Below are 26402 nucleotides of genomic sequence, written 5' to 3' on the forward strand. Positions count from 1 at the left end.
CTGGCTGGCCCGCATAGAAACCGCCCAGCTCAGCCGCCCGCGCGACGCCAATCTGCAGTATTTGGCCGGCATGGCCTGCCTGAGCCGCCAACTCTGGGGCAAGGCCCGCCAGCTGCTGTCACTGGCCGTGCTGGGCCTGCAGGACGCCACGCTGAACCGCAACGCCTGGCGCGCCCTGGCGCAGCTGGCCGAGCAGCGCGAGGATGCAGCGGCGGCGTCGGAAGCCTACAAGCGCGCTGCGCAGCTGTGAGGGCGGTGACAAGGTGTCCTTCACACCCGGAACTATGTTGCTTATGCTTTAATTCGCATAAACACTAATTCATATAACAAGGGAGCATCCTGATGGCAACAGAGAAAATCATTGAGTTGATATCGGTCTATTGCCCTTCATGCGGCCACGGATTTACTCACGAAAAAACGATTTCGGGCAAAACCATAGGCGCTTTGGGTGGCGCAGGTGCCGGTGCATTGCTGGGTGCCAAGATCGGAATTGTCGGCGGACCATTGGGAGCCATGGCTGGCACAATTCCTGGCGCCATATTTGGCGCGCTTTTCGGCGGAAAAACAGGACGGTCTTTGTCAGACGACCCCCAGTGTCCTAAATGCAAAGTGAAATTCATCGCACCAGAAAAAGCTCGTGCGTAAACTTTGGACGAATTACGCAGAAGTGTTGGAGTTTGCCAAGAGTCATTCGCGCGCTCTTGAGCAACCCATCTTGATCCAGCGCATACACAGCGGCTGGATACTTCCTGACTACGTGGCGTATTGGAATGGCTTCAGTCAAGATGCCGATACAGAGAGTGACCCTGGCTTGGGCTGGAGCGATCAGGACAATACCGAACGAGGTAGCGGAAGCTCAGGCATGTCGTCAACCTGCGGTGAGTCACTTATGGATGGGTACCAGCAATTCAGCGGGGAAATCAGCAACGTTGACCCTGAAGACTCCGAAAATTCGTATCGTGACGAATGAGCTTCAATTAACGGGCTTAATTGACTACTTGCCACAAAGATAACTGGATCAATGGGGTCAGGTCTCGCATTCAAGCACTCGCAACACATGTGACCGACATTGGGCTGCCTCAGTCCCGTAGTTTCCATAGGCCAAAAAAAAGCCCCGCAATGCGGGGCTTTTTCATTACGGCTGACGCCGCAGATCAGGCGGTTGGCGTCTCAAACGGCAGCGGCATGGTGCCCAGGTCGCGTTTGGTTTCCACCAGCACCAGCGGCGCTTCGGTGGTGGCCACCACGGGTGGGCGCTCACGGGGCACATGGATCGGCTTGGCCTCGGCGGCGATGGCGGCCTGCACCTCGGCAATCTTGGCCGCGTCGGAGTTGACCCACTGCAGGCCCGAGGTCTGGGCCACCTGGGCCAGGTCCTGCAAGGGCAGGGCGTAAGCCTGCACCTTGGGCAGGGCCGTGCCCGATGCTGCTGGCGCTGCGGGCGCAGCAACAACAACAGGGGCGGGGGCCGCTACAGGCGCGGGGGCGACCGGCGCGGCTGCCTGCACCGGGGCGCTGCTGTAGGCAGCCGCCACGGCTGCCACAGGCGCCGCCGCAGCGACAGCGGCAACCGCCACCGGTGCTACAAATTCAGTAGCGGATGGTGCGCGTTCCTGCTGGGCTGGGGCCTGATTGGGCTCTGAATCGGCCAATTCGGCGCTGCCATGGGCGGCCGACTCGTTGCGCTCGGTGCCGTCACCGCGCTCGCCGCGTTCGCGGCGGTCGCGGCCATAGCGGTCGCGGCTGCGGCGTTCGCGCGGCTGACGTGGCTCGTCGCCGGTCTGCTCGTTGGCCACTGGTGCGATGGCGTTGCCGGCTTCGTCGAGCACGGGGGCTGCCAAAGCGGCGGCCTCCGGGTTCATCGGGCTGCTGGCAGCGGCTTCGGCGCCGGCGTTCTGGCCGTCCGGGCGGTCGCCACGGCGGTCGTTGCGGCGGCCGCTGCGTTCACCGCCGCGTTCGCCGCGCTCACCACCTCGTTCAGCACCTCGTTCAGCACCTCGCTCGCCGCCACGCTCACCGCGTTCGCGGCGGCCTTCATTGCGGCCAGCGTCCTGGCGCTCACCGTCCTGGGCTGGCGCGTCCTGGCGTGGCGCAACGGCCTCGCCGCCCATGGCGGCTGCCATGGCGGCCTGGTTGGCCAGGGCAAGGTCCTGCTCGGCGGCATCGCGCGGGGTGCGGTCGGCGCTGCGTTCGCCGCGCTCGCCACGTTCACGGCGGTTGCGGTCGCCACGGCCATCACGGTTTTCGCGGCCTGCATTGCGGCCCTGGCCGTCGGCGTCGCTGCGGCCTTCGGCGCGCAGTTCACCGGCCGGGCGCTCGGCCCGTTCCTGGCGTTCCTGGCGCGCGCCTTCAGGGCGTGCTTCTCCGCGGCCTTCCGGGGCGCGTTCACGGCGCTCGCCGCCGCGTCCGTCGGGGCGGGCTTCACCGCGTGGATCGCCTCGGCCTTCACTGCGACCCTCTCCGCGAACTTCAGCGCGACCATCGCCGCGACCTTCGCTGCGGCCACGGCCACCGCGCCGGCCATCACGGCCACCGCGTTCGCCACGGTCGGAGCGACCCTCACCGCCACGGCCTTCGCCGCGTGCGTCACGGCGGGCTTCGCCAGCGCGCTCGTCTTTTTTCACCTCGGCAGGGGCAGGCGCGGCGGCGGGCGCTTCGGCCACGCCGAGCAGGTTCTTGATCCAGCCAAAAAAGCCTTTTTCGGCAGGGGCCGGCGCTGCGGCAACGGGTGCCGGGCGCGCTGCAACCGGGGCTGCGGCGGGCGCCGCCACGGGCGGCTTGGGCGGGGCCACGGGGGCCGGTGCGTCGGGCAGCACGCCCTTGATCACCGGTTCCTGCTTGTTGTGCTTTTCCTGGCTGCGGCGGGTCACCGTGGTCGGGTCTTCCATTTCCTCGGCCATCTTGTAGCTGGCCTCGATGTTGTCCAGCCGCGGGTCGTCGTGTTTCAGGCGCTCGAGGCGGTAGTTCGGTGTTTCCAGCGTCTTGTTGGGCACCAGCAGCACGTTGATGCGCTGCTTCATCTCGATCTTGGCGATCTCGGAGCGCTTTTCGTTGAGCAGGAAAGACGCGACGTCGACCGGCACCTGGCACAGCACCGAGGCCGTGCTGTCTTTCAGCGACTCTTCCTGGATGATGCGCAGAATCTGCAGCGCCGAGCTTTCGGTGTCGCGGATGTGGCCGGAGCCACCGCAACGCGGGCAGGGGATGGACGCGCCTTCGGACAGCGCCGGGCGCAGGCGCTGGCGGCTCATTTCCATCAGGCCGAACTTACTGATGGTGCCGAACTGCACACGCGCGCGGTCCTGCCGCAGCGCGTCGCGCAGGCGGTTTTCCACATCGCGGCGGTTGCGCGACTCTTCCATGTCGATGAAGTCGATGACGATCAGGCCGCCCAGATCGCGCAAACGCATCTGGCGCGCCACTTCGTCGGCGGCCTCTAAATTGGTGCGGGTGGCGGTTTCTTCAATGTCGCCGCCCTTGATGGCGCGCGCCGAGTTGACGTCCACGCTGACCAGCGCTTCGGTGTGGTCGATCACGATAGCGCCGCCCGAGGGCAGCTGCACGGTGCGGGCATAGGCCGACTCGATCTGGTGCTCGATCTGGAAGCGGCTGAACAGCGGCGCGTCGTCGCGGTAGCGCTTGACGCGGTGCTCGTGCTCGGGCATCACATGCGCCATGAACTGGCGCGCCTGTTCGTAGACGTCGTCGGTGTCGAACAAAATGTCGCCGATGTCGCTGCTGAAGTAGTCGCGAATGGCGCGAATCACCAGGCTGGATTCCTGGTAAATCAGGAAGGCGCCCTTGCCGCCCTTGCCGGCGCCGTCAATCGCGGTCCAGAGCTTGATCAGGTAGTTCAGGTCCCACTGCAATTCGGGCGCGCTGCGGCCGATGCCGGCGGTGCGGGCGATGATGCTGGCGCCGGCCGGGTACTCCAGCTGGTCCATGTTTTCCTTCAGCTCGGCCCGGTCTTCGCCCTCGATGCGGCGGCTCACGCCACCGCCGCGCGGGTTGTTGGGCATCAGCACCACGTAGCGGCCGGCCAGCGAGACAAACGTCGTCAGCGCCGCGCCCTTGTTGCCGCGCTCTTCCTTTTCGACCTGGACCAGGATTTCCTGGCCCTCGCGGATCACGTCCTGAATGCGCGCCTGGCTGACCGGCACGCCCTGGGCAAAGTACTGCTTGGAGATTTCCTTGAACGGCAGAAAGCCGTGGCGGTCTTCGCCGTAGTCGACGAAACAGGCTTCGAGCGAAGGCTCGACGCGGGTGACGACGGCCTTGTAGATGTTGCCCTTGCGCTGTTCGCGCCCTTCAATTTCAATTTCGTAGTCGAGGAGTTTTTGTCCGTCAACAATCGCCAGGCGGCGTTCTTCAGCCTGCGTGGCGTTTACCAGCATCCGTTTCATGGTTTGCTTCCTTCATCGTTCTTTGTCTCTCTCAAGCCCAGATGGGCCAACGATGCCAGGAGCTGACGCAGTGCGAACGTGGGGAATTGCCGGAGAGCTTTTGATGGCCGGGTCAACTGAAAAAATCAGTCGAGCAAGCGGTTCTTGAGCGTAGGCGCGTGGATGGAGTGAGCCGCGGTCCGCAGGGTGTTTGCTATAAAAATAATAGCTGCTTGCGCCCGTTGTACAAGGACTGGAGGCTGATTTATGCCACAAAGCAGGGCCAGAAGGCGCCGCAGGCACATATCAATCAGACTGACCAGTGTGGTTGTCAAGAGGCTACCCGTTCTAGGACTTGGTCTCAGCTGGATCCGCCTGCAGCTTGGGGTGCACGCTTTGCGGCGTGACGTGGGCTGCAGACATTGGTATTCCGTGTTGGTGTTCGCAAAACGTCGACTCGTCTGCATGGCACTACGCGCAGCAAGTGAGGTGCCTGGCACGCGTCGCCTGCGGGCGAATACCGGCATTGGCATCGACCTTCCAGCGCGGCTGTCTGTGGGCGTTTCAGGGGCGTTGCACTTGCGTGGACTAAACTCCAGACAAATCAACCACTTACAGCGCATCGCTAGTGAAACACATTATAGAGCCAGCTTCAGGCAAGTCGAAACGGCCGGCAAAATCACCAGCACGGCTGCCGGCCTTTGCCACCAAACCGCCGGCGCCGCCCCAGCCGGCCGCGCCCGAAGCGACCGCCAAAGCGCTGCCGCAAGCCACCCTGGTGACGGTGGATGAAGACTACGCCGGCCAGCGGCTCGACAATTTTTTAATCCGCCAGCTCAAGGGCGTGCCCAAGACCCATGTCTACCGCATCATCCGCAGCGGCGAGGTGCGCATCAACAAGGGCCGGGCCCAGGCCGACACCCGGGTCGCGGCCGGCGACATCGTGCGGCTGCCGCCGGTGCGCACCTCGGAGCGGGCCGGGCAAAAAGCCCAGGCCATGGCCCAGGAAGTGGCGCGCCACGGCGCCAGTTCCACCGTCGGCGGCTACGCGCCCGCGGCCGAATTCCCGGTGCTGTTTGAAGACGACTTTTTGCTGGCCATCGACAAACCGGCCGGTGTCGCGGTGCATGGCGGCAGTGGCGTGAGTTTTGGCGTGATCGAGCAGTTGCGCATGGCCAGGCCCGAGGCCGATTTTCTGGAACTGGTGCACCGGCTGGACCGCGAAACCAGCGGCATTTTGCTGATTGCCAAGCGGCGCATGGCCCTGAAACTGCTGCAGGAACAGTTTCGCGAGCGCGAAACCGACAAGGTCTACCTGGCGCTGGCCAGCGGCCAGTGGCCGGCCAGCCAGCGCGTGATTGACCAGGCGCTGCACAAATACCTGCTCGACAACGGCGAGCGCCGCGTCAAGGTGGTGGCCAATGAGCACCCCGACGGCATGCGCTCGGTCACGCTGGTCAAGGTCAGGGCCGCGGTGCCGGCCAGCCCGGCCGCGCCGGCCACGCCGTTTACCCTGCTCGAAGTCACCATCAAGACCGGCCGCACCCACCAGATCCGGGTGCACCTGGCCAGCGCCGGCCACCCGATTGCCGGCGACGACAAATACGGCGACTTTGAGCTCAACAAGGCGCTGCAAAAATCGGTTGACGGCAGTGCGCCGCTGAAACGCATGTTTTTGCATGCCTGGAGCCTCAAGTTCAACCACCCCAAGACGCGCAAGGCGATTCAGCTGCAGGCGCCCCTGCCAGACGAATTGCAGCAGTTCTTGCCGCCTGAAACAACTACGCCCCAGGGCTGACCATAATCACCGCATGCAGACCCGAAACTTTGACCTGATCGCCTTCGACTGGGACGGCACGCTGTTTGATTCCACCGCCATCATCGTGCGCTGCATCCAGGCGGCCGTGCGCGATGTGGGCGGCACGGTGCCGACCGACCAGGCCGCCGGCTATGTGATCGGGCTGGGCCTGATGCAGGCGCTGGCCCATGCCGCGCCCGATGTGCCGCGCGAAAAATACCCCGAGCTGGGCGCTCGCTACCAGCACCATTACGCCGCCCACGCCAACGACCTGAACCTGTTTGACGGCGTGCTGCCGTTGCTGGCGGCGCTAAAGGCGCGCGGCCACCTGCTGGCGGTGGCCACCGGCAAATCGCGGCGCGGACTCGACGAAGTGATGCACCGCGTGGAGCTTCAGGGCGTGTTTGACGGCTCCCGCACCGCTGACCAAACCGCCGGCAAGCCCGACCCGCTCATGCTGCACGAGCTGATGCAGGAGTTCGACCTGCCCGCCAGCCGCGTCCTGATGGTGGGCGACACCACGCACGACCTGCAGATGGCGCTTAATGCCGCCTGCCCCAGCGTGGGTGTGAGCTATGGCGCGCATGAGCCTGAAGAGTTTGTGGCGCTCGCACCGCGTTATGTGGCGCATTCGGTCCGGCAACTGCACGACTGGCTGCTGGAACACGGCTAAGCCCCACCCAGCCCGGCCATGAATGCGCTGCAGCCGCTCTGCAACAGCCACGATCTGCTCGATGGCGGGCAGGCGGTGCCGTTTGACATCAACCATGCGGGCCAGACCTGCCGCGCCTTTGCCATCCGCTACCAGGGCCAGCCGCACGCTTACCTGAACCGCTGCACCCATGTCGCGATGGAACTCGACTGGCAGCCGAACCGGGTGTTTGACGACAGCGGCCAGTGGCTGCTGTGCGCCAGCCACGGCGCGGCCTACTTGCCCGCCACCGGGCAGTGCGCCGGCGGGCCGTGCCAGGGCGGCCTGGTGAAGATCATGCTTTCAGAAAAAGACGGCATTGTTTACTGGCATGGTGCTTACAACCTCAAGCCCGTGGAGTTTTGAGACCGCTCTAAACTACGGCCCATGAACGATTCAAACCGCCCCGGCCCCAGCGAACCTTCCTTTGACCCTCCGGAAAACCCTGAAAACCCATCAAATCGGCCTCCAGCCCAATCAGAACGTGCACAGTCAGCTCCTGAAATAGTAGCAACCGCATCGGCCAAAACCGATCCTGCCGGCGATCCCGGCTGGGAGCGTGCCACCCTGGAGAAGCTGGTGTTTGCCTCGCTCAACGAGCAAAAGGCCATGCGCCGCTGGAAAACCTTTGTGCGCCTGTCCTGGCTGGCATTTTTCGTCGTGCTGATCTGGCTGGCGCTGCACCGCGGCACGCCGGCGACCAATGTGACCGCGCCCCACACGGCGGTGGTCGAGATCAAGGGCGAAATCGCCGCGGGCGCCGATGCCAGCGCCGAGTTTGTCAATGCGGCGTTGCGTGCCGCGTTTGAAGACGACGGCGCCAAGGCGGTGGTGTTGCTGATCAATTCGCCGGGCGGCAGCCCGGTGCAGGCCGGCATGATGAACGACGAAATCCAGCGCCTGAAGGCCAAGCACAAAAAGCCGGTCTATGCGGTGGTGGAAGAAACCTGCGCCTCGGCGGCGTATTACGTGGCCGTGGCGGCCGACAAGATTTATGTCGACAAGGCCAGCATTGTCGGCAGCATTGGCGTGCTGATGGACGGCTTTGGCTTTACCGGCCTGATGGACAAGCTGGGGGTGGATCGCCGCCTGCTGACCGCGGGCGAAAACAAGGGTTTTCTCGACCCCTTCAGTCCGCAAAGCGACAAGCAGCGGGTGTTTGCGCAAACCATGCTGGACCAGATTCACCAGCAGTTCATTGCGGTCGTCAAGGCCGGGCGCGGCAAGCGACTGAAAGACACGCCCGAGATGTTCAGCGGCCTGTTCTGGAGCGGCCAGCAATCGGTCGAACTGGGCCTGGCCGACCAGCTCGGCAACCTCGATTACGTGGCGCGCGAGGTCGTCAAGGCCGAGGAAATCATCGACTACACGCGCCGCGACAACGTGGCCGAGCGCCTGGCCAAGAAGTTTGGCGCCGCCATGGGCGAAGGCGCCATCAGGGCTTTCAAGGCGATTCCGGCGCTGCGCTAGGCGTTAGCGGCCCAGGCAAAACACCGTCGGCAAGTCCAGCGGGGCCGCCGGTTTGTCGCGCTTCCAGGCGCTGACCTGGGCGCTGCGCGACCAGGCCTGCTCCAGCGTCAGGCCGCAGCTCAGGGCCAGCCGGGTGTTGCCCTGCAGCGTCTGCAGCAAGGCCTGCAGCAGGGCGGCGTTGCGGTAGGGCGTTTCAATAAAAAGCTGGGTCTGGCCGGTTTTCAGCGCCAGCGACTCGAGTTCCCGGATGCGCTGGGCGCGTTCGCCGCCGTCTTGCGGCAGGTAGCCGACAAACGCAAAGTTCTGGCCATTCAGGCCGCTGCTGGCCAGTGCCAGCATCAGCGACATGGGGCCGCTCAGCGCCACCACCTGCAGGCCGAGGTCATGTGCCGCGCGCACCACCGACGAGCCCGGGTCGGCAATCGCCGGCATGCCGGCTTCGCTGACCAGGCCGATGTCGTGGCCTTGCATGGCGGCCAGCAACAGGGGCCGCGCGTCAAAGTTGCCGGCGTGGTCGCCCTTTTTGTGCACCGCGCGCGGCAGCTCCTGAATTTGTAGCGCCTGAAGCGCATGGGACAAGGACTGCAGCTCGCTAATACGCTTCAAATAGGCGCGCGTGCTCTTGGCGTTCTCGCAAATCCAGGCCGACAACCGGGCCGCGACTTCAATCGTGCCCAGCGGCATCACCTGCTGCAGCGGGGCTTGCGTGTCGCAGCCAAAATCCAGCGGCGCCGGCACCAGGTAGAGCTTGCCCTGGTTCATGGCTTGCCTCCGCTGGCCGCCAGCAGCTTGACACCGGCGGCGCGGAGCATGTTGCAGGTGCGAATCAGCGGCAGGCCGACCAGCGCGGTCGGGTCGTCGCTGTCAATGGATTCGAGCAGCGCGATGCCCAGTCCTTCGCTTTTGGCGCTGCCGGCGCAGTCATAGGGTTGCTCGGCGCGCAGGTAGGCTTCAATCTCGTCGTCCGTCAGCGCGCGAAACCGGACCTTGACGGCGGCCAGGCTGCTTTCTTCAAACCCGCTGGCGGCGCACACCACCGCTACCGCAGTCTGAAACACCACGATTTGCCCGCGCATCTGGCGCAGCTGCGCCACCGCGCGCTCATGGCTGCCGGGTTTGCCCAGCGGCTGGCCGTTCAGCTCGGCCACCTGGTCGGAGCCGATCACCACAGCCTCGGGATGAGCGCTGGCCACGGCGCGCGCCTTGGCCAGCGCCAGCCGTTCGGCCAGCCGGTGCGGGCTTTCGCCGGGCAGCGGCGTTTCGTCCACATCGGGCGCGGCCACCTCGAACGGAATCTGCAGGCGTTGCAGCAGTTCGCGGCGGTAGGGCGAGCTGGAGCCCAGAATCAGGCGGCGGCTGGCGGGAGAGGAGGATGGCGAAGGGGAGGGCGCAGGGTTCATGCCCCGATTCTCTTACACTGCAGCCATGTCTAAATCTCTTCAGGCCCACCGCCTCAACATGCAGGCCTTCGCGCAGGACGGCGCGCCGCTGGTCGAAACCACCTTGCTACAAAATATGGAGCGCCTGGCGCAGGAGGCGCATGGGCTGGAGCCCGATTCGGCCGTGCAGTGGCAGGCCAGCGGCGAGTTGCGCGGGCGCGAAGGCACAGAGCCCGAGGTCTGGCTGCATTTGCAGGGCAAAACCACGATTCCCCTGACCTGTCAGCGCTGCATGGGCGCGGTGGCGACGCCGCTGGAGATGGACCAGTGGTACCGCTTCGTGGCCAGCGAAGACATTGCCATGGCCGAGGACGACCAGTCCGAAGAGGATCTGCTGGTCATGGAGCCTCAGTTTGACCTGCTGGCCTTGCTGGAAGATGAGTTGCTGATGGCCCTGCCGCTGGTGCCCATGCATGAGCAATGCCCGGTGGCGCCGCGCCTGAGCGTGGGCGAGGACGGCATCGCCGGGGTCGCGGCCGAAAAGCCCAATCCTTTCGCCGTGCTGGCCCGGCTCAAGCAGAAAAAGTAGCCTTCAAAGCGAGCCGCCGGGACTGGCCCGCAGGGCGCCAGGGCCAGCGGTAGGCCTGAGCGCCATATCAGGCTATAATCAAAGGCTAGGCGCAGATGCCCCTCTCACGGGTTTCGCGTAATTTACCCACCCCTTACCCCCTCAGGAGCGGATCATGGCCGTCCAGCAGAACAAAAAATCACCTTCCAAGCGCGGCATGCACCGCTCGCACAACGCACTCAATGTGCCAGGCATCGCCGTGGAATCCACCACTGGCGAAATCCACCTGCGCCACCACATCAGCCCCACCGGTTTTTACCGTGGCCGCAAAGTGCTGAAAACCAAATCCGAAGCGTAATTCCGCGCTTTACGTACTGGCCCGCACTCATACTGCGGGCCTTTCTTTTGCCCATGCTCAACTTTCTGACTGCGCCGGTCGCCTCATGATCAGGATCGCTGTTGATGCCATGGGCGGGGATGTCGGCCCCGCCGTCACCCTGCCGGCCAGCCTGGCCTTTCTGGACGGACACCCGGATGCCGCACTGGTGCTGGTCGGTTCGCCCGAAGCGCTGGCCGCGCACCCGCTGCACGCCCGGCTGCTGGCCCATCCGCGCTGCCAGATGGTTGCCGCCAGCGAAGTCGTCACCATGGACGACCCACTCGAAATCGCGCTGCGCCGCAAAAAAGATTCCTCCATGCGGGTGGCGATCAATCAGGTCAAGCAGGGCGTGGCCCATGCGGCCCTGTCAGCCGGCAACACCGGTGCCCTGATGGCGATAGCCCGTTATGTGCTCAAAACCCTAGACGGCATAGACCGCCCGGCCATCGCCACGCAATTGCCCAATGCGTCAGGGGGCGCCACCACGGTGCTCGACCTTGGCGCCAACGTTGATTGCACGGCCCATCACTTGCTGCAGTTTGCGGTGATGGGCTCGGCGCTGGTGGCGGCCATCACCAACAACCCCGCGCCCAGCGTCGGACTGCTCAACATTGGCGAAGAAGCCATTAAAGGCAGCGAAACTATCAAAAAAGCCGGCGAACTGCTTCGATCTGCCGCCAATTCTGGTGATCTGAATTTTTATGGCAATGTCGAGGGCAACGATATTTTCAAGGGAACGACCGATATCGTGGTCTGCGACGGCTTTGTCGGCAATGTGGCACTGAAGGCCAGCGAAGGCCTGGCCAGCATGATAGGCGGCTTCATCAAGGCAGAGTTTTCGCGCAACATCTTGACGAAAATTGCGGCCATCATTGCGTATCCGGTGTTAACTGCATTTAAAAACCGAGTTGACCACCGGCGCTACAACGGCGCGGCGCTGCTGGGCCTGCAGGGCCTGGTGTTCAAGAGCCACGGTTCGGCCGATGCCTTTGCTTTTGAACGGGCCCTCAATCGGGCTTATGATGCGGCCCGGAACCATCTGTTGCAGCGGGTTCGTGAGCGCATCGCCCATGCCGCGCCCCTGCTGATGGCAACGCCCGCCGCGCCGGCCAGCGAGGTGCCGCCGGCGGCTGCTTTCCTGGCTGTTTCGTCCGTTTCTACACCGGTACACTAAACAATGAGTCGTTATTCACGCATCACCGGCACCGGCAGTTATTTGCCGCCGCGCCGTTTGACCAACGCCGAGCTGGCCGCCGAACTGGCGGCCAAGGGCGTCGAAACCTCTGATGAATGGATTGTGGAGCGCACCGGCATCCGGGCGCGCCATTTTGCCGCGCCCGACGTGTCGTGCAGCGATCTGGGCCTGGAGGCGGCCAAACACGCGCTGGAGGCGGCCGGCCTGCAGGCGTCTGACATCGACCTCATCATCGTCGCTACTTCAACGCCAGACATGGTGTTTCCGTCGGCGGCCTGCATTTTGCAAAACAAGCTCGGCATTGCCGGCTGCCCGGCCTTTGACGTGCAGGCGGTCTGCAGCGGCTTTGTCTATGCGCTGACCGTGGCCGATGCCATGATCAAAACCGGTTCGGCCAGCAAGGCGCTGGTGATAGGTGCCGAGGTGTTCTCGCGCATCCTGGATTTCTCGGACCGCACCACCTGTGTGCTGTTTGGCGACGGCGCGGGCGCGGTGGTGCTGGAGGAGTCCGACACGCCCGGCATTCTTGCCAGCGATTTGCACGCCGATGGCAAGCACGTCGGCATCCTGTGCGTGCCCGGCCACGTGTCGGGCGGCAAGGTGCTGGGCGACCCGCTGCTCAAAATGGACGGCCAGGCGGTGTTCAAGCTGGCCGTGGGCGTGCTGGAAAGCGCGGCCCGCGCCACCCTGACCAAGGCCAATCTGACCGATGCGGACATCGACTGGCTGATTCCGCACCAGGCCAATATCCGCATCATGCAAAGCACCGCCAAAAAGCTCAAGCTGCCGCTGGACAAACTGATCGTCACGGTGGACCAGCATGGCAACACCTCGGCCGCGTCGATTCCGCTGGCGCTGGATGCCTCGGTGCGCAGCGGCAAGATCAAAAAAGGCGATACCCTGATGCTCGAAGGCGTGGGCGGCGGCTTCACCTGGGGCGCGGTGCTTCTGAAGTATTGAGATGACTGCGTCGCGCGTCGATCCCACCCGGTCGCCGGCCTCCTGAAATGAGCGCTGTCGCTTTCAGCGCTTCCCCGGTACTTTCTCAACTGGAGAAATCATTTGAAATCCTTTGCTTTTGTTTTTCCAGGCCAGGGCTCGCAGGCCGTGGGCATGCTGGACGCCTGGGGCGACCATCCGGCCGTGCTGCAAACGCTGGCTGAAGCCTCCGACGCACTCGGTGAAGATGTCGGCCAGCTGATTCGGCAAGGCCCCAAGGAAGCACTGGCGCTGACGACCAATACCCAGCCCGCGATGCTGGTGGCGGGTGTGGCGACCTACCGGGCCTGGATGGCTGAAACCGGCGTTGCACCCACCGTGGTGGCCGGCCACTCGCTGGGCGAATATGCTGCGCTGGTGGCGTCGGGTGTGTTGACCCTGGCGCAGGCCGCGCCGCTGGTGCGCTTTCGGGCCCAGGCCATGCAGGATGCCGTGCCTGTGGGTGTAGGCGCGATGGCGGCGATTCTGGGGCTGGATGCTGGCCATGTGATCGCTGGCTGCGCCGAAGCGGCGCGGAGTTTTGGCGAAAACACGCTGGAAGTGGTGGAGGCGGTGAACTTCAACGACCCGATGCAGACCGTGATTGCCGGCAGCAAGGCGGCCGTCGACAAGGCCTGTGAAGTGCTCAAGGCCAAGGGCGCCAAGCGCGCCTTGCCGTTGCCGGTTTCGGCGCCTTTTCATTCCAGCCTGATGAAATCGGCGGCCGACAAGCTGCGGGAAAGGCTGGCCGCCACCTCGTTTGCGTCGCCCCAAATTCCGGTCATCAACAACATTGAAGTGGCGGTCGAGACCGATGCGGACCGCATCCGTGCGGCGCTGTACGAGCAGGCGTTTGGCCCGGTGCGCTGGGTGGAATGCATCCAGGCCATCAAGGCGCGCGGTTTGACCAAGGTGGTCGAATGCGGGCCGGGCAAGGTGCTGGCCGGTTTGGTCAAAAGGATTGACCCAGAGTTGTCGGGCGCACCACTGTTTGATCCGGCCACGATGGCTGCGGTCAAGGAGTTACTGGCATGACCGAAGTGAAGTTTGCGGGACAGGTGGCGCTGGTCACTGGTGCCTCGCGCGGCATCGGCGCAGCCATTGCGCTGGAACTGGCCCAAAAAGGCCTGAAGGTGATTGGCACCGCGACCAGCGACGAAGGCGCGGCCAAAATCAGCCACGCGCTGGCGGCCTATCCGGGCTGCAGTGGGCAAAATTTGAACGTCAACGATGCGGCAGCCGCAGAGGCGTTGATCGATGCCATCGTCAAGCAGCATGGCGGCCTGCAGGTGCTGGTCAACAATGCCGGCATCACGCGCGACATGCTGGCCATGCGCCTGAAGGATGACGACTGGGACGCGGTGCTGGACACCAATCTGAAGGCGGTTTTTCGCATGAGCCGGGCCGTGATGCGCACCATGATGAAACAGCGCTATGGCCGCATCATCAGCATTACGTCGGTGGTGGGCGCGTCAGGCAATGCCGGCCAGTCCAATTACGCTGCGGCCAAGGCCGGTGTGGCGGGCATGACGCGGGCGCTGGCGCGCGAGCTCGGTTCGCGCAACATCACCGTCAATTGCGTGGCCCCGGGATTCATCGAAACCGACATGACGGCCAGCCTGCCCGAAGAGCAGAAAAAAGCACTGCTGGGTCAGATTCCACTCGGTCACCTGGGCAAGCCGCAGGACATCGCGCATGCCGTGGCCTTTGTGGCCAGCCCGCAGGCAGGCTACATCACGGGCCAGGAAATCCACGTCAATGGCGGCATGTACATGTAGCGATCGCTTCACACACGACCTGATCGGTTTCACCACAACGGCGAGTCGGCAGTGACAAATGATTGCAATGTCAGGAAATCGAAGCCGGTTATTATCCGTCCGGCCCGGCGCTTAGGGAATCGACTCTAACGCGGTAAAATCACGGATTAATTTACAACCCTCAGAGGGAACTATGAGCGATATCGAAGCACGTGTTAAGAAAATCATTGCCGAACAACTTGGCGTGGAAGAGGGTCAAGTCACCAGTGAAAAGGCCTTTGTGGCCGATCTGGGCGCAGATTCGCTTGACACGGTAGAACTGGTCATGGCGCTGGAAGACGAGTTTGGCATTGAGATTCCGGACGAAGATGCCGAGAAAATCACCACCGTCCAGAACGCGATTGATTACGCCAATACCCATCAAAAGGCCTGAGACAGAAGGCGCCATGCCTTTGTTCTTGCCATCATCAAACCTGAAAAGCCATGCATGGTCTTTTCAGGTTTTTTTTCAGGATTACTGAATGAGCCGTCGTCGTGTCGTCGTGACAGGTCTGGGGTGTGTCAGCCCGGTGGGCAACACCGTGGCCGATTCCTGGGCCAACCTGCTTGCCGGAAAGCCCGGCATTGACCTGATCACCCAGTTTGATGCAAGCAACTTTGCCTGCAAGTTTGCCGGCGAGGTCACGGGTTTCAACATCGAGGATTACATTCCCGAAAAAGAAGCCCGCCACATGGACCGTTTCATTCACCTGGGCCTGGCTGCTGCCTGCCAGGCGGTCGTCGACAGTGGCTTGCCCACCGGCGATGCGCTGGGGGACGAACTGGCAACGCGCATCGGCTGCAACATCGGCTCGGGCATTGGTGGCCTGCCCATGATCGAGCAGACGCACGCCGAGCTGGTCAATCGCGGCCCACGCCGTATCTCCCCGTTTTTCGTGCCGGCCTCGATCATCAACATGATTTCCGGCCATGTGTCGATCAAATTCGGTTTCAAGGGCCCCAACATCGCGGTCGTGACCGCATGCACCACCGGCCTTCACGCCATCGGCATGTCGGCCCGCATGATCGAGTACGGGGACTGCGACGTGATGGTTGCCGGCGGTGCCGAGTCCTGCATTTCGCCGCTGGGCGTCGGCGGCTTTGCGGCGGCCCGCGCGCTGTCTACCCGCAATGATGATCCGCAAACGGCGTCGCGCCCCTGGGACAAGGACCGTGACGGCTTTGTGCTGGGTGAGGGCGCGGGCGTGCTGGTGCTCGAGGAGTACGAACACGCCAAGGCGCGGGGCGCGAAGATTTATGCCGAGCTCATCGGTTTCGGCATGAGCGGCGACGCGTATCACATGACCGCGCCCGATATCGACGGCCCTTGCCGCTCCATGGCCATGGCCCTGAAAAATGCCGGCGTCAACGTCGACCAGGTTCAGTACCTCAATGCCCACGGCACCTCCACACCGCTGGGCGACCTGAACGAGACCAACGCCATCAAGCGCGCCTTTGGTGAGCATGCCCAAAACCTGGTCGTCAACTCGACCAAGTCCATGACCGGGCACTTGCTGGGTGGAGCCGGGGGCATCGAGTCGGTGTTCAGCGTGCTCGCGCTACACCATCAGAAAAGTCCGCCGACCATCAACATCTTCAACCAGGACCCGGAGTGCGATCTCGACTATTGCGCCAACACGGCGCGGGACATGAAGATCGACGTGGCCGTCAAGAACAATTTTGGTTTTGGCGGCACCAACGGCACGCTGGTCTTCAAGCGCGCCTGACCCGTGCTGATTTGCCCGGCGTCACGCGCATCCGAGCCCCCACGGCCTTGACCCTCCACAACGCCCCGCCGGTTGTCTATCCGCTGGGGCGTTCGCGTTTTCAGGGTTTCCTGCTGCTGGGACTGTGGCTGGCGGGTGCGGTCGCCCTGTTGCTGTGGGTTTTCACCACCGGACAGCTGGGTTGGCGAATGGCGGTGGCCGGTGTCGCTGTGCTGGCCGCCGGCATGGCGGCGCATCGCGGTTGGAAAAGCACCCCGACCGGGCAACTGGCTTGGGATGGCCAGGCCTGGTGCTGGGAAAGCCCGGGCTACCAGGCGGGAACTGCGCAACAACAGCTTTCGGTGATTGCGGATGTTCAGCGCCTGCTGCTGCTCCGGCTTGAAAACCCCGCGCAAGCCAGCTTGTGGCTGTGGGCAGAGCGCAGCGCCATGCCCGAACGCTGGCTGGACTTGCGCCGGGCGGTGTTTGCCACGCCGAGGGCCGCGGCTGTGCCGCCCGCTATGGCAGTATCGGGTGACATGAACCATGATCCGCGCCCGGTCGATACTCGGCAGTTGAAGCCATGAGTGCCGACCTGACCCCCTTGCAAGACGAAAAAGCCACCGACAGCGATGCGCTGCTGGTGGAGCGTACGGTCGCGGGCGACCAGAAGGCGTTTGAGCTGCTGGTCATCAAGTACCAGCGGCGCATCCAGCGCCTGATAGGCCGCATGGTGCGCGACGTCGATCTGGTGGAGGACATCGCGCAGGAAACATTTATCCGGGCCTACCGGGCGCTGGGGCAGTTTCGGGGAGAGGCCCAGTTTTACACCTGGCTGTACCGGATTGCGGTCAACACCGCCAAGAAAGCGCTGATGGACCTTAAGCGCAACCCGACCGTTTCGGAAAATTCCTTTAAATCGGGGGATGACGATGAAACTTCCCCGCTCGAAAACGAACTAACTAGCTCGGAAACGCCTGACGCCGTGCTGGCCAGCAAGGAAATTGCGGAAATGGTCAATGCGGCCATGGAAGCCTTGCCGGAAGAGCTTCGCCAGGCCATCACCCTGCGTGAAATTGAAGGGCTGAGCTACGAGGAGATATCGGAAGCCATGAATTGCCCGATAGGCACGGTGCGGTCCCGGATTTTCAGGGCGCGTGAGGCGATTTCGGAAAAGATCAAACCCTTGCTGGAAAACCAGTCAGGCAAGCGCTGGTAGCAGATGCCTCATCCGCACGAATGATTTATGAACCCGGTCCAGCAAACAGACACGACAAAAATGGCAAACCTCTCTGCCAAGCACATCATGAAACCGACGATGCCCACCTGCGAACTTCTGTCTGCCCTGGTCGATGGACAACTGGCCGACGATGACCTGGCCGTGGCACTGGAGGCCTGCCAGCAGGGCGAAGCGGCGCTGGCCAGCTGGAACGCCTACCACCTGATTGGCGAGGTTCTGCGCTCACCGGCCAGTCAGGTGCAGATTGCTGACCTGGCGTTTGTTGAGCGCCTGAACCTGCGTCTTGCGCAGGAAGCGCCGCGTATCACCGCCACCGCGCCTATGGTCACCGTTGACATCGGCGCCGCCGCACCGGTCCTCGCCAAGCCCGCTGGCAACGTGGTTCATCACCGGGGCCAGGCGTCCAACGACGGCAATTTCCGCTGGAAACTGGTGGCCGGCCTGGCTTCCCTGGCTGCCGTGGCGGCCATCGGCTGGAATGCCGCCGGCCTGCTCGCGCCTGCCGCCGGGCCGCAACTTGCCCTGGTGCCCAGCCCGGCCCAGCAGGTGGTGGTGGCCTCACCGCAAGGCCCCATGGTGCGTGATGCCCGGCTGGAGGAATTGCTGGCCGCTCACAAGCAACTCGGAGGCGCATCTGCCCTGCAGTTGCCTGCCGGTTTCCTGCGGAACGCCACTTTCGAGACGCCGCAAAATGCGGGGCGCTGAACGGGCTTGCTGCGCATGCTGATGCGGCAAATAACTTCCAATACCATGAAGTTCAAGCTTTTTCGCCTCTTTGCCAACGCCGGATGGGCGCTGCTTGCTATGAATTGTGTAGCGGCTCAACCATCGGCGCCACCCGCTTCTGCAGCCGCGCCTGCCACGGTGGCGGAGTCGGTCAACATCAACGACTGGCTGATGCGCATGCAGGAGGCGTCCAGAAAGCGTGCCTATATCGGTACTTTTGTCGTCTCGTCGGGGGGCGCCATGTCCAGCGCCAAGGTCTGGCATGTCTGCGAGGGCAGCCAGCAGGTTGAACGGGTCGAGACGCTGACCGGCCCTCCGCGTTCCATCTTCCGGCACAACGACCAGGTGCTGACCTTCATGCCGGACCACAAGCTGATCCGCAGCGAAAAACGCGAATCCCTGGGTCTGTTTCCCGAGCTGATCCAGTCGACCGACAGCCGCATTGCCGATTTTTACCGGCTCCGGCCGGACGGCCAGGACCGGGTGGCGGGCGTCGAGGCCGACATCATGCTGCTCGTCCCCAAGGATAAACTGCGCTTTGGCTACCGGGTCTGGACCGAGCAAAAGAAGGGGCTGGTCGTCAAACTGCAGACACTGGACAGTGACGGCAAGGTGCTGGAGCAGGCGGCGTTTTCCGAGTTGCAGCTCGATGCGTCGGTGAAGATGGACAAGTTGATCCAGATGATGAGCAAGGTGGACGGCTACCGGGTGGAAAAAACCGTGCTGGTCAAGACCACGGCCAGCGCCGAAGGCTGGTCGCTGAAAGCCCCGGTGGCAGGCTTCAAGCCGATCAGCTGCTACAAGCGCCCGGTGGCCACCAGCCCTGCGGCCAATGGCGAAGAGCCGCTGCAATGGGTTTTCTCGGACGGACTGGCTTCGGTGTCGATTTTTGTCGAGCCCTTTGACCGTAAGCGCCATGATAGGGAGTCCAGCCTGTCCATGGGCGCGACCCAGACGCTTGCCCGCCAGCTTGACGCGTACTGGGTCACCGTGATGGGTGAAGTCCCGATGGCCACACTGCAGCTCTTTGCCAACGGGCTGGAGCGCAAGAAATAGCCCCCTGCAACCCTGCCGACCGGCATTAACCCACGTTGACCCACATTGATGAAGAGGCTGATGATGCTTGAATTGAACTGGAAACCGCTGCGCCCTTATCTGACCGCAGGTCTGATGGCCCTTGTTTCTGCGTCGGTGCTGCTGCCCGCCACCCCGGCGCAGGCGCAGGCACGCGCGCTGCCCGATTTCACCGACCTGGTCGATCAGGTGGGCCCTTCGGTGGTCAACATCCGCACGGTGGAAAAAACCAAGGCTGCGGCGGCCGGCAATGTGGATGAGCAGATGCTGGAGTTTTTCCGGCGCTTTGGCATTCCCGTGCCGCCCAATCTGCCGCGCACGCCGCGGCCTGATCGGGGTCAGTCTCAGCCCGACGAGGAACCGCAGCCGCGCGGTGTCGGCTCGGGCTTCATTCTGACGGCCGACGGCTTTGTCATGACCAACGCCCATGTGGTCGAGGGGGCCGACGAGGTGCTGGTCACCTTGACGGACAAGCGCGAATTCAAGGCCAGGATTATCGGTGCCGACAAGCGCAGCGATGTCGCGGTTGTCAAGATCGAAGCCAGCGGGCTGCCGGCCGTGAAAATCGGTGACGTCAACCGCCTCAAGGTGGGCGAGTGGGTGATGGCCATAGGCTCGCCGTTTGGCCTTGAAAACACCGTGACGGCCGGCATCGTGAGCGCCAAGCAGCGCGACACCGGCGACTACCTGCCTTTCATCCAGACCGATGTGGCCATCAACCCCGGCAACTCGGGCGGCCCGCTCATCAACATGCGTGGCGAGGTGGTTGGCATCAACAGCCAGATCTATTCACGCTCCGGCGGCTTTCAGGGCATTTCCTTTTCCATCCCGATCGACGAGGCCGCGCGCGTGTCCGACCAGTTGCGCAGCACCGGCAAGGTCACGCGCGGGCGCATCGGGGTGCAGATTGACCAGGTCAGCAAGGAAGTGGCCGAATCGATTGGCCTGGGCAAGCCGCAAGGCGCACTGGTGCGCGGCGTCGAAAGCGGTGCGCCTGCCGAAAAGGCCGGCATCGAAGCGGGCGACATCATCACCAGGTTTGAGGGCAAGCCGATTGAAAAATCCAGCGACCTGCCGCGCATGGTTGGCAATGTGAAACCCGGCACCAAGGCCGTGGTCACCGTGTTCAGGCGCGGCAGCAGCAAGGACCTGACGGTCACCATTGCCGAGGTCGAGCCTGAAAAACCCGTCCGCAAGGCCTCCAGCCCCGAGCCCAAGCCTCCCGTGGCCGGGCCGGCGCAGGTGCTGGGTCTGGTGGTGAGCGAGGTGCCCGACGCGCAGAAGAAAGAACTCAAGATCAAGGGCGGCGTCAAGGTAGATACCGCCGAAGGCGTTGCCGCGCGGGCCGGGCTTCGCGAAGGCGACGTGATTGTCGCGATTGCCAATTCCGAAGTCGCGACGGTCAAGGACTTCGATACAGCGCTGGCCAAGATTGACAAGAGCAAGCCGGTCAATCTGCTGTTTCGCCGTGGCGAATGGGCGCAGTACGCGCTGATCCGGCCCGCACGCTGACATGCTCAAAGGCCTCTGAATACAGATGCGCGGCCGGTCCGGGGGCGGCAAAAAGGCCCTCATTCCCTTGACGGAATGGGGGTTTTTTGCGGCTCGTGGGTGTTTCGGAGGCCTCCAAAAAATATATTTTCAGGCCTCAAGCACGGTTGTTTTGGTTGGCGTCTACTAACTTTGAAATCAAGTGAATGACGAATTTGGTTAGAATACAGGCTGGTTTTTCTGCCTTTTTGGTATATCGAGGCGGGCGGCCGATGAAATTGATGGGCATTTCAGCTTATTCCCGGTTGATCCACAGATCACCCACAAGTTGTCCAGAGGCAACCAGTCTAAAATTGTGAATAAGTTGTGTATAAGTTTCCTGTTGCTAGCCTGCAACGACAAAAATATGGGTCTTTTGGGGCTTTTCGCTCCGGGCTTTTTGCCTACAATGAAGTTCCAACTATCGCAGTTGCCATAGATTGTTGGTTCAGGGCGCGTCATTTATCGACGCGCCCTTTTTTATGGTCCATTGCGAATGGCCTTTAATCTCTTCGCAATACAAACAAGCACTTAGGCGTTCTCGTTGATGAATCACATCAGAAATTTTTCGATCATTGCGCATATTGATCACGGTAAATCCACGCTCGCGGACCGGCTCATCCAGCGCTGCGGTGGCTTGCAGGATCGCGAGATGAGCGCGCAGGTTCTTGATTCGATGGACATCGAGAAAGAGCGTGGGATAACCATCAAGGCGCAAACCGCTGCGCTGAAATACAAGGCACTCGATGGTCAGGTCTACAACCTCAACCTGATAGACACACCCGGCCATGTTGACTTCTCTTATGAAGTCAGCCGCTCACTGTCGGCTTGCGAGGGCGCGTTGCTGGTGGTCGATGCGAGCCAGGGTGTTGAAGCGCAGACCGTTGCCAACTGCTACACCGCGCTCGACCTGGGTGTGGAGGTGGTGCCGGTGCTCAACAAGATGGACCTGCCGCAGGCCGACCCGGAAAACGCCAAGCAGGAAATCGAGGAAGTGATTGGCATTGATGCGACCGACGCGATTCCGTGCAGCGCCAAGACCGGCATGGGCATCGACGAAATTCTGGAGGCGGTCGTTGCCCGGATTCCGCCGCCCAAGGGCAATCCGGCTGGCGCATTGCGCGCCATGATCATTGACAGCTGGTACGACGCTTATGTGGGCGTGGTCATGCTGGTGCGCGTAGTGGATGGACGGCTGGCCAAGGGCGACCGCATCAAGCTCATGGCCAGCGAGGCGACCTATAACGCCGAGCAACTCGGCGTCTTCACGCCGCACACCGAGCCACGTCCGGCGCTGGAGGCGGGTGAGGTGGGCTTTGTGATTGCCGGCATCAAGGAACTCCAGGCCGCGCGCGTGGGCGACACCGTCACCCTGATCAAGCCCGGCACCGGTGGCGCGGCCTTTACCGCCACCGAGGCACTGCCCGGTTTCAAGGAAATCCAGCCGCAGGTGTTTGCCGGTCTGTACCCGTCAGAGGCCAGCGAGTACGAATCGCTGCGCGATGCGCTCGAAAAGCTCAAGCTCAATGACGCCTCGCTGCATTACGAGCCCGAGGTCAGCGAGGCGCTCGGCTTTGGTTTTCGCTGCGGTTTTCTGGGGCTGCTGCACATGGAGATCGTTCAGGAGCGGCTGGAGCGCGAGTTCGACCAGGACCTGATCACCACCGCGCCCAGCGTGGTGTACGAGGTGCTGAAGGCCGACGGCGAGATCATCAAGGTTGAAAACCCGTCCAAGATTCCGGATGCCGGGCGCGTCAATGAAATCCGCGAACCCATCGTCACGGTGCATCTGTACATGCCGCAAGACTATGTGGGCGCCGTCATGACGCTGGCCAACCAGAAGCGCGGCGTGCAGCTGAACATGGCCTACCACGGCAAGCAGGTCATGCTGACCTACGAGATGCCGCTGGGCGAGATCGTGCTCGACTTCTTTGACAAGCTCAAATCCGTCTCGCGCGGCTATGCGTCCATGGACTACGCGTTCAAGGAGTTCCGGGCGTCCGACGTGGTGAAGGTGGATATTTTGCTCAACGGCGAGAAGGTAGACGCGCTCTCCATCATCGTTCACCGCAGCCAGTCGGCCTACCGCGGCCGCGCCGTGGTGGCCAAAATGCGCGAGATCATTTCACGCCAGCAGTTCGACGTGGCGATCCAGGCCGCCATCGGGGCCAACATTATTGCGCGTGAGACAATCAAGGCGCTTCGTAAAAACGTGATCGCCAAGTGCTACGGCGGCGACATTTCACGCAAACGAAAGCTTCTTGAAAAACAAAAAGCGGGTAAAAAACGCATGAAACAAATCGGTTCCGTCGAAGTGCCCCAAGAGGCTTTCCTCGCCATCCTGCAGGTAGAAGACTGATGAACAGTGTGATGAGTTCCATCACGGCCGTGGTGCTTGCCGTGTTTGTCGGCTACGGGGCGGCCTGGTATTTCGGCGTGGTGGAAGGCAATTTTGCGCTGCTGCTGTTTCTGGCCACCGTGGTCACCGGCATTTACTGGCTGGCCGAACGGCTTTACTTCCTGCCGCAGCGCCGCCGCGCGGTGGCCGCCCTCGAGGCCGGCGCCGCCAAACGCCAGACCGAGCTGGCCAAAATGGGCATCACCAAGGTCGATGACAACACGGCAGCCGCCAAAACCCGGCTCATCATGCAGCCCTGGTGGCTGGACTGGACCGCCGGCCTGTTTCCGGTGATCGTGGTGGTGTTTTTGCTGCGCTCGTTTTTGTTCGAACCCTTCAAGATTCCGTCGGGCTCCATGATTCCGACGCTGCTGATCAACGACCTGATCCTGGTCAACAAATTTCACTATGGCGTGCGCCTGCCGGTCATCAACACCAAAATTCTGGACAACCACAGTCCGCAGCGCGGCGACGTGATGGTGTTTCGCTACCCGCCCAAGCCCAGCCTTGACTACATCAAGCGGGTGGTCGGCGTGCCGGGTGACGAGGTGGCCTACCTGAACAAGAAACTCAGCATCAATGGCCAGGCCCTGCCCAAAACGCCCTTGCCCGATTTTTTCGACGAAGATGCGATGCGCTATGCCAAGCAGTTTCAGGAAGTCAACAACGGCAAGAAATACCGCCTGCTCAATGATGATGACCGCCCCGCCTTTATCCCCGGCGCCGAGGACTTTCCGTTCAAGGAAAATTGCCGCTACAGTAGCGAGGGCGTGGTATGCAAGGTGCCCGAGGGCCACTACTTCATGATGGGTGACAACCGCGACAATTCGCTCGATTCGCGTTATTGGGGTTTTGTGCCCGAGAAAAACATCGTCGGCAAAGCCTTTTTTGTCTGGATGAATTTCGGCAACCTCAAACGCATTGGTTCCTTCGATTGATCGGGCCTTCAGGTTTTTTTGGCCTCTGAGTAACTGAACTCACGGGGCTGCATCGGCAGAGCAGGAGAAAAAATGAAACAGCAGCAGCGCGGAATTTCCTTCATTGGCCTTTTGTTTGTGGCCGCCGTGGTCGCCTTCGGCGGCATTCTGGCGGCACAGGTTTTTCCTACGCTCATTGAATTTCAAGCCATTACCAAGGCCGCCAGCAAGGCGGCAGCCGGCAGCACCGTGCCGGAAGTCAGGTCCCTCTTTGACAAGGCCGGGCAAATTGACGACATCAAATCCATTTCCGGCAAAGACCTGGAAGTGACCAAAGAGGGCGACAAGACCGTGGTGTCTTTTGCCTACACCCGTGAAATCCACATGGTCGGCCCAGCCTATCTGCTGCTCAAGTACAACGGCCGTTCCAAATAAGTGCGTGTTTCCTCAAGCCCGGATCTGCCCGCCCTGCAAAAGCGGCTGCAGCATGAGTTTTCCAATCCGAAACTGCTTGCGCAGGCGCTGACGCACCGCAGCTTTTCCGGCGACCACAATGAACGCATCGAGTTTCTGGGCGACTCCGTCCTGAACCTGGCCGTGGCCGGGCTGCTGTACGAGCAGCTGAGTGCGCTGCCGGAGGGCGATTTGTCGCGCGTGCGCGCCAACCTCGTCAAGCAGGACACGCTCCACCAACTGGCCGTCACCCTGGGGCTGCCCGACATGCTGCGCCTGGGGGAGGGCGAGGCCAAGTCGGGCGGCCAAAAGCGCCCCTCGATTCTGGCCGACGCCCTGGAGGCCGTGATCGGCGCGGTTTACCTCGATGCCGGCTACGACAAGGCCGACCAGCTGGTGCGGCGACTGTTCAAGGATGTCGAGATCAACCCGCAGATGCAGGCCATCGGCAAAGACCCGAAGACCGAATTGCAGGAGTGGCTGCAAGGGCGCAAAATGAACCTGCCCATCTACCGGGTGGTCGGCACCATGGGCGCGGCGCACAAGCAGACCTTCGACGTGGAATGCGAAATCTCTGAATACGGCCGTACCGAGCGCGGCATCGGGGGCTCGCGCCGGGCCGGCGAGCAGGCCGCAGCGGCGGCCATGCTGATGTTTGTCAAAACACTGGGCTCCTGACCGGGCGCTACAAAATCTGTAGCGCCACACCGTCCAACATTACGAAGAAACCATGAGTACAGGTAAACAAAAGCCGACCCCTCCACCAAATCCGGTGGCTACCTCCCCTGAGGCGCCCACGGAGCCGGTGCAAAGCCAGAGCGCCCTGGATGCCATGCTGGCCAACGCGCTGGCCTCGCGCGGTGCGGCGACCCCGGCGCCCGATGTTGCGCCGGCAGACACCCAGCGCTGCGGCCTGATTGCCATCGTGGGCAAGCCCAACGTCGGCAAATCGACACTGCTCAATGCGCTGGTGGGCCAGAAAATCAGCATCACCTCGCGCAAGGCGCAGACCACGCGCCACCGCATCACCGGCATGCGCACCGTCCAGGCCACGCAGTTTGTGTTTGTCGACACGCCCGGTTTTCAGACCCGGCACGGCAATGCGCTGAACCGCTCGCTGAACCGCACCGTGGTGGGCGCCGTCAACGACGTGGACCTGATTGTGTTTGTGGTGGAGGCCGGGCAGTTCAACCTGGCCGATGCCAAGGTGCTGGCGCTGCTGCCCGAAAAGACCCCCGCGATTTTGCTGGCCAACAAGTTTGACCTGATTCACCGCCGCGCCGAGATTGCACCCTGGCTGCGCTCGATGCAGGAGCGGCACGACTTTGCCGAATTTGTGCCGATGTCGGCCAACAACGCCAAAGACATCGAGCGCCTGTTCGGCATCTGCGAGAAATACCTGCCGCTGCAGCCCTGGATGTACGGCGCCGACGAGCTGACCGACCGCAGCGACCGCTTCATGGCGGCCGAAATCATCCGCGAAAAGCTGTTTCGCCTGACCGGTGACGAGTTGCCCTACACCTCGACCGTGATCATCGACAAATACGAAGAAGAAGGCAACCTGCGCAAGGTCGCCGCCACCATCGTCGTCGAGCGCGACGGCCACAAGGGCATGATCATTGGCGAGAAGGGCGAAAAGCTCAAACGTATTGGCACCGAAGCCCGGCACGAGCTGGAAACGCTGACGGGTGGCAAGGTGTTTCTGGAGATCTGGGTCAAGGT

At 62.6% G+C, this 26402-nt stretch carries 27 protein-coding genes and 1 pseudogene; 25 read left to right on the forward strand and 3 right to left on the reverse strand.

The window, feature by feature from the left end; all coding sequences use genetic code 11:
- From RMO23_RS04885 to RMO23_RS04895, 3 genes and pseudogenes are all read left to right on the forward strand, one after another.
- Positions 1–250 (forward strand): annotated as a pseudogene (locus RMO23_RS04885) (heme biosynthesis protein HemY); the annotation flags it as partial.
- A gap of 92 nt (positions 251–342) precedes the next feature.
- Positions 343–645: a hypothetical protein gene (locus RMO23_RS04890; RefSeq protein WP_309679022.1), complete on the forward strand. Its 303-nt coding sequence runs from the start codon at positions 343–345 to the stop codon at positions 643–645.
- A complete protein-coding gene (locus RMO23_RS04895) occupies positions 638–970 on the forward strand; it encodes a hypothetical protein (RefSeq protein ID WP_309679024.1) in 333 nt (110 codons plus the stop codon). Before RMO23_RS04890 ends, RMO23_RS04895 begins: the two co-directional genes overlap by 8 nt.
- Before the next feature lie 184 nt (positions 971–1154).
- On the opposite strand, the gene RMO23_RS04900 is transcribed toward RMO23_RS04895, so the two are convergent.
- Entirely contained in the window at positions 1155–4403 is a 3249-nt protein-coding gene (locus RMO23_RS04900) for an Rne/Rng family ribonuclease (RefSeq protein ID WP_309679026.1), read from the reverse strand.
- A 670-nt stretch (positions 4404–5073) separates the two neighbouring features.
- Here RMO23_RS04900 and RMO23_RS04905 point away from each other — a divergent pair.
- The 4 genes from RMO23_RS04905 to RMO23_RS04920 are packed head-to-tail and all read left to right on the forward strand — an operon-like array spanning position 5074 to position 8341.
- Complete coding sequence (locus RMO23_RS04905; protein WP_405041565.1) at positions 5074–6180, forward strand: RluA family pseudouridine synthase; 1107 nt, start codon at positions 5074–5076, stop codon at positions 6178–6180.
- A gap of 13 nt (positions 6181–6193) precedes the next feature.
- Positions 6194–6853, forward strand: a complete 660-nt coding sequence (locus tag RMO23_RS04910; RefSeq protein WP_309679028.1) for an HAD-IA family hydrolase — start codon at positions 6194–6196, stop codon at positions 6851–6853.
- 18 nt (positions 6854–6871) lie between these two features.
- A complete protein-coding gene (locus RMO23_RS04915) occupies positions 6872–7237 on the forward strand; it encodes a Rieske 2Fe-2S domain-containing protein (RefSeq protein ID WP_309679030.1) in 366 nt (121 codons plus the stop codon).
- 21 nt (positions 7238–7258) lie between these two features.
- Positions 7259–8341, forward strand: coding sequence for a S49 family peptidase (locus RMO23_RS04920; RefSeq protein ID WP_309679032.1), 1083 nt, complete (start codon positions 7259–7261; stop codon positions 8339–8341).
- 3 nt (positions 8342–8344) lie between these two features.
- Here RMO23_RS04920 and RMO23_RS04925 read toward each other — a convergent pair whose 3' ends face one another.
- On the reverse strand, positions 8345–9103 hold the full coding sequence (locus RMO23_RS04925) for an SAM-dependent methyltransferase (protein WP_309679034.1): 759 nt from the start codon (positions 9101–9103) through the stop codon (positions 8345–8347).
- Positions 9100–9741, reverse strand: a complete 642-nt coding sequence (locus tag RMO23_RS04930) for a Maf family nucleotide pyrophosphatase (protein ID WP_309679036.1) — start codon at positions 9739–9741, stop codon at positions 9100–9102. The genes RMO23_RS04925 and RMO23_RS04930 overlap by 4 nt, the downstream gene beginning before the upstream one ends.
- A gap of 25 nt (positions 9742–9766) precedes the next feature.
- On the opposite strand from RMO23_RS04930, the gene RMO23_RS04935 reads away from it, so the two are divergent.
- The 18 genes from RMO23_RS04935 to era all read left to right on the forward strand — a co-directional run.
- Positions 9767–10309, forward strand: a complete 543-nt coding sequence (locus RMO23_RS04935; protein WP_309679038.1) for a DUF177 domain-containing protein — start codon at positions 9767–9769, stop codon at positions 10307–10309.
- A gap of 154 nt (positions 10310–10463) precedes the next feature.
- Entirely contained in the window at positions 10464–10646 is a 183-nt protein-coding gene (rpmF, locus tag RMO23_RS04940) for a 50S ribosomal protein L32 (RefSeq protein WP_293470865.1), read from the forward strand.
- A gap of 85 nt (positions 10647–10731) precedes the next feature.
- Entirely contained in the window at positions 10732–11841 is a 1110-nt protein-coding gene (gene plsX / locus RMO23_RS04945) for a phosphate acyltransferase PlsX (protein WP_309679043.1), read from the forward strand.
- 3 nt (positions 11842–11844) lie between these two features.
- Positions 11845–12822, forward strand: coding sequence for a beta-ketoacyl-ACP synthase III (locus RMO23_RS04950; RefSeq protein ID WP_309679045.1), 978 nt, complete (start codon positions 11845–11847; stop codon positions 12820–12822).
- A gap of 102 nt (positions 12823–12924) precedes the next feature.
- The gene (fabD, locus tag RMO23_RS04955; RefSeq protein WP_309679047.1) at positions 12925–13875 is read left to right on the forward strand and encodes an ACP S-malonyltransferase; all 951 of its coding nucleotides are present in this window, start codon (positions 12925–12927) and stop codon (positions 13873–13875) included.
- A complete protein-coding gene (gene fabG / locus RMO23_RS04960; RefSeq protein WP_309679050.1) occupies positions 13872–14618 on the forward strand; it encodes a 3-oxoacyl-ACP reductase FabG in 747 nt (248 codons plus the stop codon). Before fabD ends, fabG begins: the two co-directional genes overlap by 4 nt.
- Before the next feature lie 172 nt (positions 14619–14790).
- Entirely contained in the window at positions 14791–15030 is a 240-nt protein-coding gene (gene acpP / locus RMO23_RS04965) for an acyl carrier protein (RefSeq protein ID WP_011484542.1), read from the forward strand.
- A gap of 88 nt (positions 15031–15118) precedes the next feature.
- Complete coding sequence (gene fabF / locus RMO23_RS04970) at positions 15119–16363, forward strand: beta-ketoacyl-ACP synthase II (protein ID WP_309679060.1); 1245 nt, start codon at positions 15119–15121, stop codon at positions 16361–16363.
- A 47-nt stretch (positions 16364–16410) separates the two neighbouring features.
- Positions 16411–16929, forward strand: coding sequence for a hypothetical protein (locus tag RMO23_RS04975; protein ID WP_309679062.1), 519 nt, complete (start codon positions 16411–16413; stop codon positions 16927–16929).
- On the forward strand, positions 16926–17561 hold the full coding sequence (rpoE, locus tag RMO23_RS04980; RefSeq protein ID WP_309679064.1) for an RNA polymerase sigma factor RpoE: 636 nt from the start codon (positions 16926–16928) through the stop codon (positions 17559–17561). Before RMO23_RS04975 ends, rpoE begins: the two co-directional genes overlap by 4 nt.
- 87 nt (positions 17562–17648) lie before the next feature.
- Positions 17649–18287: a sigma-E factor negative regulatory protein gene (locus RMO23_RS04985; protein ID WP_309679066.1), complete on the forward strand. Its 639-nt coding sequence runs from the start codon at positions 17649–17651 to the stop codon at positions 18285–18287.
- A gap of 45 nt (positions 18288–18332) precedes the next feature.
- A complete protein-coding gene (locus tag RMO23_RS04990) occupies positions 18333–19364 on the forward strand; it encodes a MucB/RseB C-terminal domain-containing protein (RefSeq protein ID WP_309679068.1) in 1032 nt (343 codons plus the stop codon).
- A gap of 63 nt (positions 19365–19427) precedes the next feature.
- Positions 19428–20894, forward strand: a complete 1467-nt coding sequence (locus RMO23_RS04995) for a DegQ family serine endoprotease (RefSeq protein WP_309679079.1) — start codon at positions 19428–19430, stop codon at positions 20892–20894.
- Between the two features lie 565 nt (positions 20895–21459).
- Positions 21460–23271 (forward strand): translation elongation factor 4, encoded by a 1812-nt coding sequence (gene lepA / locus RMO23_RS05000; protein WP_309679070.1) that lies wholly within the window; start codon positions 21460–21462, stop codon positions 23269–23271.
- An 11-nt stretch (positions 23272–23282) separates the two neighbouring features.
- Complete coding sequence (lepB, locus tag RMO23_RS05005; RefSeq protein WP_309679072.1) at positions 23283–24248, forward strand: signal peptidase I; 966 nt, start codon at positions 23283–23285, stop codon at positions 24246–24248.
- A 72-nt stretch (positions 24249–24320) separates the two neighbouring features.
- Positions 24321–24662: a DUF4845 domain-containing protein gene (locus RMO23_RS05010; protein WP_309679073.1), complete on the forward strand. Its 342-nt coding sequence runs from the start codon at positions 24321–24323 to the stop codon at positions 24660–24662.
- Positions 24663–25358, forward strand: coding sequence for a ribonuclease III (gene rnc / locus RMO23_RS05015; RefSeq protein WP_309679075.1), 696 nt, complete (start codon positions 24663–24665; stop codon positions 25356–25358). It abuts the gene before it with no gap.
- 154 nt (positions 25359–25512) lie between these two features.
- Positions 25513–26402, forward strand: an 890-nt coding sequence (era, locus tag RMO23_RS05020; RefSeq protein ID WP_309679081.1) for a GTPase Era, incomplete at its 3' end; no start/stop codon positions are given.

Origin of the sequence: Polaromonas sp. (genome assembly GCF_031411155.1) — a bacterium.
GTDB lineage: Bacteria > Pseudomonadota > Gammaproteobacteria > Burkholderiales > Burkholderiaceae_C > Polaromonas.